This is a genomic window from Streptomyces sp. FXJ1.172 (assembly GCF_001636945.3).
GTDB lineage: Bacteria > Actinomycetota > Actinomycetes > Streptomycetales > Streptomycetaceae > Streptomyces.
The window spans coordinates 5,846,520-5,858,623 of record NZ_CP119133.2; the positions used below are offsets into that span (position 1 = coordinate 5,846,520).

Below are 12,104 nucleotides of genomic sequence, written 5' to 3' on the forward strand. Positions count from 1 at the left end.
GGGGTGTGGGTGGCGGAGCCCCCACCGCGCGCGGCGGAGCCGCGCAAAAACAGAGATGGCGATCCAGGTCCGCGCTTCCTGCGGACGTGGATCGCCATCGTCATCGTGCGCCGCCAGGGACTCGAACCCCGGACCCGCTGATTAAGAGTCAGCTGCTCTAACCAACTGAGCTAGCGGCGCCTGCTGACAGGGATAACTCTACCTGACCTTGAGGGGTGCCTCCGACCACCCCCGGGTGACCGGCCGGGGGTGCTCGGACGGCGGCGTACTTCTTTCGGACCGTCAAAGTGGTAGTCCGCTGGACAGTTGGGGAACTGACCAACGTGCACACTCGTGGACAAATCACCCCTGAATGTGAGGCAGGTCTCATGACAGCCCCGGTGTTCGAGGAATTCGCCCCCGCGAGCGACTGCGGCTGCCCCGGCTGCGCCCGTGCGCGCCACGGCAGCCGCAGGAGTCCCCGCCGGCTGTCCGGCGGCGCGGTCGTCGCCCCGGCGGCCTGCGGGCTCGTGGTCGTGGCCGCCGCGTCGGCCGTCCTCGGCGCGGCCGCCCCGGCCGCCGCCCTCACCACCGGCCGGCCCGCCGTCCATCGCCCCCCTGTCCCCGGGGGCGGCGATTCCGACACCCCCCAGGGCGGCAGGTCCCCGCTGCACGGCCGGACGGGCAAGCCGGCCGATCCCTCCAAGATCCCCACCACCACCCGGTCCAAGATCATCACCCGGGCCAAGACCTGGGTGACCGCGCAGGTGCCGTACAGCATGAGCGCGTACTGGTCCGACGGTTACCGGCAGGACTGCTCGGGCTATGTCTCCATGGCCTGGGGTCTGCCCGGCAACGAGTGGACGGGCAGCCTCGGCGACTACGGCGTGAAGATCACCAAGGAGGAGCTGGAGCCCGGCGACATCCTGCTCTACCACAACCCCGACAACCCGGAGAAGGGCTCCCATGTGGTGATCTTCGGCGGCTGGACCGACTACACGCACGCCACCTACACGGTCTACGAGCAGACGCCCCCGCACGCCCGCAGCCAGCCCACCCCGTACCCCTACTGGAGCAACGCCGACAAGTACGTCCCCTACCGCTACAAGGGTGTGATCCCGGAGGCCTCGGACGCCCAGCCGGCCGGCGGCAAGGCGCAGACCGCCTACCCCGGCGTCGCCGCCTTCGGTCCCGGCGCCGACAACCCGTACGTCGCCCTGCTCGGCCGGATGCTGGCGGCCCGGGGCGGCCGCGCGTACTACCCCCTGGGTCCCGGCCGGGCCTGGACCGAGGCGGACCGGCGGGCCACCCGGGCCTTCCAGCTCGCCCAGGGCTGGAACGGCGCCGAGACCGACGGGCTGCCCGGCCCGCGCACCTGGCACCTGCTCGTCACGGGCCGGGGCAGGGACATCGCGCCGGCCGCGGCCGCTCCGCTCCGGGTCGCCCCGCACGGGGCGCCCGGCTTTCCCGGCCGGGCCGCATTCCTGCCGGGCGCGGAGAACGACCACGTCACCCGGCTGGGCCGCCGCCTGGTGCAGAAGGGGTTCGGCGGTTTCTACGCCAAGGGTCCCGGTCCGCGCTGGGGCGAAGCGGACCGGCGCGCCGTGGCGGCCTTCCAGCGGGCCCAGGGCTGGCGGGGCGGCGCGGCGGACGGCTATCCGGGACCGGAGACCTGGCGCCGGCTGTTCGCGGACGCGGGCCCAGGCCGCGTGACCAGCCTATGACCCCCTGCCCGCTTTCTGCCCCTGTCCTCTTCCGTCCCCCCGTCTGTCCCCCTTCTGTCCCCTGCTCGTCCCCTGTTCATGACGCATCTGGCGCGGAGGCTGGAGGCACGTATGAGTACGACCACGTCACACACGCCGCCCGTATCCGACGGGCGGTCCGGCACCGCCGTGGGCCCGCCCGCCCGGCCGGCCCGGCTGATCCACAACGAGGCGACCACCGAGATCCCCGTCCATCTGCTCTTCCGTGACGACACCGCCTCGGTGAAAGTGCCGCTCAAGCCCGCCGTGGTGGGCCGCCGGCGGGACGCCGGCGAACTGCCGCGCCCCGAGCACCCGGCGCCGCCGCGCGAGCTGCCCCTGCCCGAGGTCGACCCGGAGCTGGCCGAGCGCCCGGCGCGGGCGCTGCCGGGGCTGGCCGGGGTGCTCGCCGGGGTGTGCGGGCTCACCGGGTCGGTGGCCACCTCGTGGTGGGCGGGGCTGCTCCCGCCGCTCGCCGCACAGGCGCTCCGGTTGCCCGCCGGTGCCGGCGCGGGTCTCGGTCCGGCGCAGTGGGCGGCGTACGCCGGGGCCGGGTTGCTCGGGGTGTGCGGCTTCGGCGGGCTGGCCCGGGGGCGGACCGGTCGTGCCTGGGTGCTCGGACTGTCCGGCCGCTACCGGGGGACCGTCCGGCGCACCGGGCTGCTCTGGGTGAACCCGCTGGTGCCGCGCCGCCGGGTGGACGTCCGGCTGCGGCACTGGCGCAGCGAGGCGATGCCGGCGGCGGACCCCGACGGGATGCCGCTCAGGGTCGTCGTGCTGGTGGTGTGGCGGATGCGGGACACCGCGCGGGCGCTGCTCGGCATCGAGGACCACGAGGCGTACCTGCGCGAGTGCGTGGAGTCGGCGCTGGCCCGGGTGCCGGTGGAGCAGGCGGGCGGGAGCCGGGGCGGGACGACGGCGGCCGGGGACGCGCTGACCCGGCTGGTGGCGGCGGAGACCGCGCCGGTCGGCCTGGAGGTGTTCGCGGTGCGGCCGCTGCGGGTGGAGTACGCCCCCGAGGTCGCCCCCACGATGCAGCGGCGCCGGATCACCGAGCTGGACGCCCGGCGGCGGGCCGGCATGCTCGGCTCGGTGGTGGACTCGGTGGAGGACACGGTGACCCGGCTGACCGTGCGCGGCCTGGTCGAACTCGACGACTACGAGCGGAAGGTGCTGGTGCGGGACCTGACGGTGGCGTTCTGCTCGGGGCGCGGCGAGCTGTAGCGGCGAGGGCCTGAGAGGGGGATGGACCCCCTCTTTTGTATGGACACAGTCAACTGACGGCAATAATCTGGGACTTGGTCTAGACCTACCTGCACGGCTCACCGGACTCCCCACGTTCTCGAGGAGCGGCAGCATGCGCATCAGGACCAAGTCGTCCGCGGTCGTGCTCGGGGTGGTGACCGCCGGAGCGTTCGCGCTCTCCACCGGCGGCGCCAGCGGGCACGGCTACACCGACCTCCCCATCAGCAGGCAGAAGCTCTGTGCCAACGGCACGGTGACGAACTGCGGTGACATCCAGTACGAGCCGCAGAGCGTCGAGGGGCCCAAGGGCTTCCCGGCCGCGGGGCCCGCCGACGGCCAGCTCTGCAACGGCGGGCTGAGCCGGTTCGCCCAGCTCAGCTCGCCGGCCACCCCGTCCGGCGGGGCCTGGCCCACCACCAAGGTGACGGGCGGCCAGACGTACACCTTCCGCTGGCAGTTCACGGCCGAGCACGCCACGACCGACTTCAGGTACTACGTCACCAAGCAGGGCTGGAACCAGGATCACGCCCTGTCCCGCTCGGACCTCGACCTCACCCCGTTCCTGACGGTGCCGTACAACGGCCAGCGCCCGCCGGCCACGCTCAGCCACAGCGGCACCCTGCCGTCCGGCCTGAGCGGGCACCACGTCATCCTCGCGGTGTGGACGATCGCCGACACGGGCAACGCGTTCTACGCCTGCTCGGACGTCACCTTCTGAGGGCCGTTGCGCCACAGCTGCGAAACTGAGGTTCCCTTGAGGCCGGGCACCCGGAGTGCCGGATAGGTTCGCGCCACGCCGATCACCGGGAGCGGCGGACCGACCTCGGGGGAACCTCGTGGAACTCTTCCTCTACGCCGTGCCCACCCTCGTGATCGCGGGCTTCGGCGGGGCCGCCTACGGGCTCGTCCGCCGGGCCCGGCGGATCAACCGGACCTGGACGCACGGGCTGACCGCCGAGGCGCGCTGTCTGCGGATGTACACCACGACCGGCGGGGGCCGCGGGAACACGTCGGTGCGCACCACCGTGCACCACGTCTACGAGTTCACCACCCGCGAAGGCCGTGCCGTGCGCTTCGAGGAGAAGGACGGTCCCACGACCGTCCTCGACGGTGACATCGTCACCGTGCGGTATCTGCCGGAGGCGCCCCGGCTGGCCACTGCGCTGGCGCCGTCGCGCACCCGCCTCGTCGTCGGCACCGGCTTCGGGCTGGCCTTCCTCGGGGCGGGCATCGCCTTCTGCGCGGTCTTCATCACCGTGGTCCACATGATGGCCACGGAGGGCGGCGGCATGATGCCGTGACCCTCCCTATCTGACGCCCAGTCAATTACCGTGCGCGTCCATGGAGTCCATGACGCGTACGGTCGCCGAGCTGATCGCGGCACGGTGGGGCGACCACCGGCCGGGGCTGTGGTGCGGTGAGCTGACGCTGACCCAGCACGAGGTGGCCGCGGGCGCCGCCGCCCGGGCGGCCCTGCTGGCCGACCTGCTGCCCCCGGGCGCCGTACGGCACCTCGGCGTCCTGCTCGACAACACCGAGGAGTTCCCGCTCTGGCTCGGCGCCGCCGCCCTTGCCGGCGCGGCCGTCGCCGGGATCAACCCCACGCGCCGGGGTCCCGAACTGGCCCGGGACATCCTGCACACCGAGTGCCCGGTCCTCGTCACCGAGCGGGCCCATCTGCCGCTGCTGGCGGGCCTGGAGCTGTCGGGCGTACGGATCCTCGTGACGGACGCGGACGAGTACGCCGCCCTGCTCGCCCCCTATGCCGACGCCGTGCCCGACCCGTCCCGGGCCACCCCCGCCGACCGCCTTCTGCTGTACTTCACCTCCGGCTCGACCGGCGCCCCCAAGGCCGCGATCTGCTCCCAGGGCCGGCTGGCGGCGGCCGGGCAGGCGCTGGTGCGGCAGTTCGGGGTCCGCGCGGACGACGTGCACTACGTCTGCATGCCGATGTTCCACGGCAACGCGGTGATCGCCGACTGGGCGCCCGCGCTGGCGGCCGGGGCCGGGGTGGCGCTGCGCCGGCGCTTCTCGGCGTCCGGCTTCCTCGCCGACGTGCGCCGGTACGGGGCGACGTACTTCACGTACGTCGGCCGGGCCGTCCAGTACGTCCTCGCCACCGAGGAGGGTGCGGACGACCGCGACAACCCGCTGCGTCTCGGCTTCGGCACCGAGGCCGGCGCGGCGGACGCGGCGGCCTTCGAGCGGCGGTTCGGGGTGCGGCTGGTGGAGGGGTACGGCTCCTCCGAGGGCGGCGCGGCGATCCAGTGGGCGCCGGGCACGCCGCGGGGTGCGGTGGGACCGGCGGCACCGGGGCTCGTGGTGCTCGATCCGGCCACCGGACGCGAGTGCCCGCCCGCCGTCTTCGACGCCGCCGGGCGGCTGCTCAACGGAGAGCAGGCGATAGGAGAGCTGGTCAACCGGGCCCCGAACCCCTTCGAGGGCTACTGGCGCAACCCGGCCGCCGAGGCCGAGCGCCGCCGGGCAGGGGCGTACTGGACCGGCGACCTCTTCTACCGGGACACGGCCGGCTACCTGTACTTCGCGGGCCGCGGCGACGACCGCATCCGCGTCGACGGGGAGAACCTGGCCGCCGCCGTGATCGAGAACATCGTGGCCCGGTACGAGGGCGCGGCGGCCGTCGCCGTGTACGGGGTGCCGGATCCGGTGACCGGGGACCAGGTGATGGCGACGATCGCCGGTTCCTTCGATCCGGCGGGCTTCGCGGACTTCCTGCGCGCCCAGCCCGACCTGGGCACGAAGATGGCGCCCCGGTTCGTGCGGGTGGTGGAGCGGATGCCGGTGACGGCGACGAACAAGATCCACCGGGCGCTGCTCAGGAAGGAGGGGGTCGCGTGTGCCGACCCGGTGTGGTGGCGGCCACCGGGGGAGTCCGGCTACCGGAAACTCACCTTGAGAGCGGCCGAGGGGGGTGTGGGTGGCGAAGCCCCCACAACGCGCGGCGAAGCCGCGCAATAACAGAGATGGCGGTCATGTCCACGCTTTTTGTGGACATGACCGCCATCGTCATCGTGCGCCGCCAGGGACTCGAACCCCGGACCCGCTGATTAAGAGTCAGCTGCTCTAACCAACTGAGCTAGCGGCGCATGACTCTCGCCCTCCGCCGGTTTTTGTTTCCCGCGGCTGGCGACGAAGAAAATACTACCTGGTCCTGAGGAGTGCTCGTGACCACCTAGAGGGTGAGGGACAGGAGCACCGGTGCCGCGTTGCGGTTGAGGGTCTCCGCCGCCTGCTTCAGCCGGTGTGCGTGCTCCACCGGGAGCGACAGCGCCAGGCAGCCCACGGAGGAGCCCGCGGTGATCGGGACGGCCGCGCAGACCGTGCCGATGGCGTACTCCTGCAGGTCGAGCACCGGCACGGTCGGCGGCTGTGACTCCAGGCGGGAGAGCAGCAGCTTGTCGCTGGTGATGGTGCGCGAGGTGAGGCGGGCCATCTTGTGCCGGGAGAGGTGGTCGCGGCGGGCGTTGTGGTCGAGCTGGGTCAGCAGGCTCTTGCCGACGGCGGTGGCATGGGCGGAGTAGCGGAAGTCCACCCACTCGTTCACCGCCGGGGTGCCCGGTCCGGCCGCGTACTGCGTGACCCTGACCTCGCCGTCGACGTACCGGCTCATGTAGACCGCCGCGCCGACCGAGTCGCGCAGCCGGTCCAGGGTGTGCTGGAGCTTGTCGCGCAGGGCCTGCTCGCGGTCGTGGGCCGAGGTCAGCCGGCGCAGGGTGTCGCCCGTGACGTACGCCCCGTCGTCCGTCTGCTCGACGTAACCCTCGCGGCGCAGCATGCGCAGCAGGGCGGTGAGCCGGTCGGCGCCCAGGCCGGTGCGACGGGCCAGCTCGGTGTCGGTGACGCCGGCGGAATGGCGCGCCACGGTCTCCAGGACGCGCAGTGCGTCCTGGGCGGAGTGGTACGGGGCGGTCGGCTCGTGCATCAGCGCCACGGTGTTTCCCCCCTGGCTCGCCTGTCCGGTCGGCGGATCGGTACCACGATATCGGGCAAAGGCCCGCAGGGGAGAGGGCGTTGGCGAGATTGCCTGGCCCGCCGCCCTCTCCCAACTGGGGTTCTAACCCTCTGGCATATGCCAAAGGCACCTTCGCGGCACTGTTTCACAGCACTGCGCCGAGGAATTCCCGGGTGCGCTCCTGCTCGGGATCGCTGAAGATCTTCTCCGGCGGGCCCGACTCGATGACCCGGCCGCCGTCGAACATCAGTACCTGGTCGGAGATGTCCCGGGCGAAACCCATCTCGTGGGTCACACAGAGCATCGTGATGTCGGTGCTGCGGGCGATGTCCCTGAGCAGATCGAGCACGCCCGCGACCAGCTCCGGGTCGAGCGCGGAGGTCACCTCGTCCAGCAGCAGCACCCGCGGCCGCATCGCCAGCGCCCGGGCGATCGCCACCCGCTGCTGCTGCCCGCCGGAGAGCCGGGTCGGCCGGGTGTCGCACTTGTCGGTGAGCCCCACCAGCTCCAGCAGCTCCCGGGCCCGCGCCTCGGCCTCGTCCCGGGACAGGCCGAGGACCTGCACCGGGGCCTCGGTGATGTTGCGCAGCACACTCATGTTCGGGAACAGGTTGAACTGCTGGAACACCATCCCGATCTTCTTGCGGACCTCCCGGACCTGCTTCTCCGGCGCCGGGAACAGCGGCTGCCCGTCGACGGTGATCGTGCCCTCGTCCGGCTTGGTGAGGGTCATCAGGAGTCTGAGGATCGTGGTCTTGCCGGAGCCGGAGGGGCCGATCAGGGTCACGTGCTTGCCGGGCTGGACGGAGAAGTCCAGCTGGTCGAGCACGGTGTTGGCGCCGAAGCGCTTGGTGACCTTGTCCAGGCGGATCAGCTCGGTCGGCGAGGCGTCGGTGGCGGACGGCTTGGGATGGGTCTCAACGGACAAGGCGACGCTCCAGGGCTCGCAGGAGAAGGGAGGCCAGATAGGAGATGACGATGAAGGCCACCCCGATCACGGTCAGGGGCTCGGTGAACTGGAAGTGCTGCTGGGAGAAGAGCCGGGCACGCCCGAGCATGTCCAGCACGGTGATCACCATCAGCATCGGCGTGTCCTTGAGCATGGCGATCACGTAGTTGCCGAGCGCGGGGATCACCCGGCGGACCGCCTGCGGCAGGATCACCGCGGTCCAGGTCCGTCGCCGGGGCAGGTTCAGCGCGGTCGCCGCCTCCCACTGGCCGACGGGCACCGCCTCGATGCCGGCCCGGTAGACCTGCATCGTGTACGTCGAGTAGTGCAGGCCGATCGCGAAGACACCGGTCGACAGCGCCGAGAAGGTCAGGCCCCACTCCGGCAGCACATAGAACAGGAAGAACAGCTGGACCAGCAGCGGGGTGTTGCGCACGAACTCGGTGACCACCCCGACGGGCCAGCGCACCCACCGGCTCGGCGTCCGCATCAGCAGCGTCCACAGCAGCCCGAGGGTGAAGGAGAGCAGCGAGCCGAGGGCCACCGCCTCCAGGGTGACCAGCAGTCCCTGCCAGAAGTCCGGCATGAAGTCGCTGACGGCGTTCCAGTCCCACTTCATCACAGACCCCCTCCGACGCCCCCGCCGACTCCCACACCGGTGGTCTGCGCGCGCTTCAGCTCACGCGCCGCCGACTCGGTCCCGGCGCCCTTGCCGACCCCGGCCTTCAGCCGCTTCTCCAGCGCGCGCATCAGCCGCGTCAGCACGAACGCGATCGCGAAGTAGATCAGCAGCACGTACGTGTAGATCTCCGCGCTCTGCTGCAACGCCAGACGCACCAGATTCGCGCTGAACGTCAGATCGCCCATGCCCATGACCGACACCAGCGCGGTGCCCTTGAGCAGCTCGATCAGCAGATTGCAGAAGGACGGGATCATCTCCGGCACCGCCTGCGGCAGCACTATCAGCCGCAGCCGCTGCCAGGGCGTGAAGCTGAGCGCCGTCCCGCCCTCCTTCTGCGCCGGGTCCACCGCGTTCAGGGCGCCGCGCACGATCTCCGAGCCGTACGCGCCGTACGTCAGCCCGAGTGCGAGCGTGCCCGCCCACATCGGCACCAGCTGCCAGCCGAAGGCGATCGGCAGCACGAAGAACACCCAGAAGATCATCACCAGCGCCGAGGTGCCACGGAACACCTCGGTGTAGAAGCCGGCCACGAAGCGCACGATCCACAGCCGGTGCGTCCGCGCGATGCCGACGACGAAGGACACGGCGCCGGCCAGCAGGGCGCTGAACACCAGCAGCTGGACGGTGGTCCAGACACCCTTCAGTACGAGTTCCCACAGCCCCGAGGTCATCCGCCGCACAGCTCCTTCGCGGTGAGGCCGGTCATCTCGGCCTTGGTGAAGCCGAACGGCCTGAGGATCCGGAACAGTTCGCCGCTCGTCTTCAGCTTGCGCAGCTCCACGTTGAAGGCGTCCCGCAGCCTCGTCTCGGCCGACCGGAACGCGAACGCCCCGCCGTCGACGTGCGGTTTGCCCTTGACCAGCGGCGCGAACGGCGCGGTGGCCTCCGCCTTGGACGACTTCTTCACCACCTCGCGGGTGGTGAGCGCCGTACCGGCGAAGACGTCCACGCGCCCGGCCTCCACGGCGTTCAGCCCGGCCACCTGGTCCGGGACGATCAGGATGTCGCCCTCCTTGTACCCGGCCCCCACCGCGTACTGGATCTCGGCGTACCCGGTGCCGGTGGCGAACTTCGCCTTCTTCGCGACGACGTCCTTGTAGGAGTGCAGCCCCAGCGGGTTGCCCTTGCGGACGATGAACGAGTCCAGCATCTGGTAGTCCGGATCGGCGAAGATCACCTGCTGGCAGCGCTCGGGATTGACGTACATCCCGGCCGCCACGACGTCGAACTGCTGCGAGTTGAGTCCCGGGATCAGCGAGCCGAACTCGGTCGGCACCGGCTGCACCCGGTTCACCCCCAGTCGCTTGAAGATCACCTTGGCCAGCTCGGGCGCCTCACCGGTGAGATGGCCGTCCTTGTCGATGTACCCGAAGGGGATCTCACCGGCGATCCCGAGCCGTACGACCCCTTGCGCCCGCAGCCGTTCGAGCAGGTCACCGCCGTCCTTGCCGGACGCGGCGGCCACCCGTGTGCACCCGGTGGCCGCCAGCGCACCGAGTGCCGTGAGACCGCCGAGACCGCCGAGCACCGAGCGCCGGGTGGGTCTGTGGTCCGACCGGAATGTGTGTGCGTCGTTCCCAAGTGGTGGAGCCATGGCGGCGCGGCTACCCAAGCGCACCCGGGCTATGCACCCTGGTTCCATGGCCGATCGATTCGTCTCCGTCTCACTCGACAAGCGGGACGTGCGCTGCACGGCCCGCCTTCTGACCGACCGCGCGCCCCTGACCTGCGAAGCGGTGTGGGAGGCACTGCCGCTGTCCGGCGACGTCTACCACGCCAAGTACGCGCGCAACGAGATCTACGCCCTCTTCGCGCCGTTCGCCTCCACGGAACCCCCACTGGAGAACCCGACGGTCACCCCGATTCCCGGCGACCTCTGTTACTTCTCCTTCGCCGGTACCGAACTGGGCACCAAGGCCTACGGCTACGACCGCGCCGTCCGCCCCGGCACCACGGTGGTCGACCTGGCCCTGTTCTACGAACGCAACAACCTGCTCCTCAACGGCGACGTGGGCTGGGTGCCGGGCATCGTCTGGGGCCAGGTGACCGACGGCCTCGACCGGATGGCCGAGGCCTGCAACGACCTGTGGCGCAGCGGGGCGGCTGGGGAGACGCTCAGTTTCCGGCGGGCGTGACGGCGGACGCGACGTTCCCGGAGAGGGGGACACCCGCCTCGTACAGCGCGTGCGCCGCTCGTAGTACCAGGTCGTCCCGGTGCCGGGCGGCGACGAGTTGCAACCCCACCGGCAGTCCGTCCCCGTCGGTGCCCACCGGGACGGTCGCCGCGGGCTGCTGGGTCAGGTTGAACGGGTACGTGAACGGCGTCCACCCCGTCCAGCGCCGGTGCGGCGAGGCGGGCGGCACCTCGGTGCCCGCCTCGAACGCCGTGACCGGCAGCGTCGGCGTCACCAGCAGGTCGTACGTCTCGTGGAAGAGCCCCATGCGCCGCCCGAGGTCCATGCGGACGTCCACCGCGGCCAGATAGTCCAGCGCGCTGTACCGGGCGCCCCGGACGCAGACCTCGCGCAGGCCGGGGTCCATCAGCTGCCGCTTGCGCGGGGAGAAACGCTCGGTGAGCCGGGCCGCGCCGCTGTACCACAGGGTGTTGAAGGCCTCCACCGGGTCGCTGAGGTCGGGGTCGGTCTCCTCGACGTACGCGCCCAGGTCGGCGAGGTGCGCCACCGCCCGCCGTACCGCCGCCGCGACCGCGGGCCGGACCGCGACCTGACCGCCCAGCGACGGGGAGTACGCCACCCGCAGCCCTCGTACGCCGCCCCTCAGGCTTTGCGTGAACGGGCCCGGCGCGGGCGGCAGGGCCGACCAGTCGCGGGCGTCCGGCGTCCCGATGACATCGAGCAGCAGCGCCGCGTCGGCCGCGTCCCGGGTCATCGGGCCCGCGTGCGACAGCGTGCCGAACGCGCTCGCCGGGTAGAGGGGCACCCTGCCGTACGTCGGCTTCAGACCGAAGATGCCGCAGAACGCGGCCGGGATGCGGATGCTGCCGCCGCCGTCCGTGCCCAGCGACAGCGGGCCCGCGCCGAGCGCGACGGCCGCCGCGCTGCCCCCGCTGGAGCCGCCCGCGGTCCGGGACGGGTCGTGCGGGTTGCGGGTGATCCCCGACAGCGGGGAGTCCGTCACGCCCTTCCAGCCGAACTCGGGGGTCGTGGTCTTGCCGAGGAACACCGCGCCGTGCTCGCGCAGCCGGGCCACCGAGGGCGCGTCCTCGTCCCAACTCCCTTGCTCCGAAATGGTCTTGGAGCCGCGCAGGGTCGGATGGCCGCGCAGCAGGAGGAGGTCCTTCACCGTGACCGGCACGCCGTCGAGCAGCCCGGCCGGCTCACCGCGCCGCCAGCGCTGCCCCGACTCCCGGGCCCGGGCGAGCGCGTCCTGCTCGGTGAGCCGGACGAAGGCGTTGACCTCCGGCTGGATCCGCCGGGCCCGTTCCAGGGCCTGTTCGGTCGCCTCCAGCGGGGTGAACTCGCCCTTGCGGTATCCGTCGAGGAGCTGGACGGCGGTCAGGTCGGTGAGCTGCAT

General features: G+C 71.8%; 12 protein-coding genes and 2 tRNA genes. 6 read left to right on the forward strand and 8 right to left on the reverse strand.

The window, feature by feature from the left end; translation table 11 throughout:
• Nucleotides 1-106: 106 nt before the first annotated feature.
• Nucleotides 107-180: transfer RNA gene (locus A6P39_RS26175), tRNA-Lys, on the reverse strand.
• Nucleotides 181-368: 188 nt separating this feature from the next.
• Here A6P39_RS26175 and A6P39_RS26180 point away from each other — a divergent pair.
• The 5 genes from A6P39_RS26180 to A6P39_RS26200 all read left to right on the forward strand — a co-directional run bounded on the left by A6P39_RS26180 (nt 369) and on the right by A6P39_RS26200 (nt 5,945).
• A complete protein-coding gene (locus A6P39_RS26180) occupies nt 369-1,703 on the forward strand; it encodes a peptidoglycan-binding protein (protein ID WP_067050469.1) in 1,335 nt (444 codons plus the stop codon).
• Between the two features lie 111 nt (nt 1,704-1,814).
• Nucleotides 1,815-2,945: an SPFH domain-containing protein gene (locus tag A6P39_RS26185; protein ID WP_067050466.1), complete on the forward strand. Its 1,131-nt coding sequence runs from the start codon at nt 1,815-1,817 to the stop codon at nt 2,943-2,945.
• 133 nt (nt 2,946-3,078) lie between these two features.
• On the forward strand, nt 3,079-3,684 hold the full coding sequence (locus A6P39_RS26190; RefSeq protein WP_067052422.1) for a lytic polysaccharide monooxygenase auxiliary activity family 9 protein: 606 nt from the start codon (nt 3,079-3,081) through the stop codon (nt 3,682-3,684).
• 118 nt (nt 3,685-3,802) lie between these two features.
• Nucleotides 3,803-4,267: a DUF3592 domain-containing protein gene (locus A6P39_RS26195; RefSeq protein ID WP_067052350.1), complete on the forward strand. Its 465-nt coding sequence runs from the start codon at nt 3,803-3,805 to the stop codon at nt 4,265-4,267.
• Between the two features lie 40 nt (nt 4,268-4,307).
• Nucleotides 4,308-5,945, forward strand: a complete 1,638-nt coding sequence (locus A6P39_RS26200) for an AMP-binding protein (protein WP_067052351.1) — start codon at nt 4,308-4,310, stop codon at nt 5,943-5,945.
• A gap of 54 nt (nt 5,946-5,999) precedes the next feature.
• On the opposite strand, the gene A6P39_RS26205 is transcribed toward A6P39_RS26200, so the two are convergent.
• From A6P39_RS26205 to ehuB, 6 genes are all read right to left on the reverse strand, one after another.
• Nucleotides 6,000-6,073 (reverse strand) — tRNA-Lys (locus A6P39_RS26205).
• 86 nt (nt 6,074-6,159) lie between these two features.
• On the reverse strand, nt 6,160-6,918 hold the full coding sequence (locus A6P39_RS26210) for an IclR family transcriptional regulator (protein ID WP_067052353.1): 759 nt from the start codon (nt 6,916-6,918) through the stop codon (nt 6,160-6,162).
• Nucleotides 6,919-7,084: 166 nt separating this feature from the next.
• Nucleotides 7,085-7,867, reverse strand: coding sequence for an ectoine/hydroxyectoine ABC transporter ATP-binding protein EhuA (gene ehuA, locus A6P39_RS26215; protein WP_067052355.1), 783 nt, complete (start codon nt 7,865-7,867; stop codon nt 7,085-7,087).
• Nucleotides 7,857-8,507 carry an ectoine/hydroxyectoine ABC transporter permease subunit EhuD gene (ehuD, locus tag A6P39_RS26220; RefSeq protein ID WP_067052357.1) on the reverse strand — a complete coding sequence of 217 codons (651 nt, stop codon included), beginning with the start codon at nt 8,505-8,507 and terminating at the stop codon, nt 7,857-7,859. Before ehuD ends, ehuA begins: the two co-directional genes overlap by 11 nt.
• Nucleotides 8,507-9,241: an ectoine/hydroxyectoine ABC transporter permease subunit EhuC gene (gene ehuC, locus A6P39_RS26225; RefSeq protein WP_067052360.1), complete on the reverse strand. Its 735-nt coding sequence runs from the start codon at nt 9,239-9,241 to the stop codon at nt 8,507-8,509. The genes ehuD and ehuC overlap by 1 nt, the downstream gene beginning before the upstream one ends.
• Nucleotides 9,238-10,164 carry an ectoine/hydroxyectoine ABC transporter substrate-binding protein EhuB gene (gene ehuB, locus A6P39_RS26230; protein ID WP_067052361.1) on the reverse strand — a complete coding sequence of 309 codons (927 nt, stop codon included), beginning with the start codon at nt 10,162-10,164 and terminating at the stop codon, nt 9,238-9,240. The genes ehuC and ehuB overlap by 4 nt, the downstream gene beginning before the upstream one ends.
• A 46-nt stretch (nt 10,165-10,210) precedes the next feature.
• Between ehuB and A6P39_RS26235 the strand changes: the two genes are divergently transcribed.
• Complete coding sequence (locus A6P39_RS26235) at nt 10,211-10,705, forward strand: DUF3830 family protein (protein WP_067052363.1); 495 nt, start codon at nt 10,211-10,213, stop codon at nt 10,703-10,705.
• Here the strand turns inward: A6P39_RS26235 and A6P39_RS26240 are convergent.
• The gene (locus tag A6P39_RS26240) at nt 10,686-12,104 is read right to left on the reverse strand and encodes an amidase (protein ID WP_067052366.1); all 1,419 of its coding nucleotides are present in this window, start codon (nt 12,102-12,104) and stop codon (nt 10,686-10,688) included. The two genes, A6P39_RS26235 and A6P39_RS26240, sit on opposite strands and share 20 nt — an antisense overlap.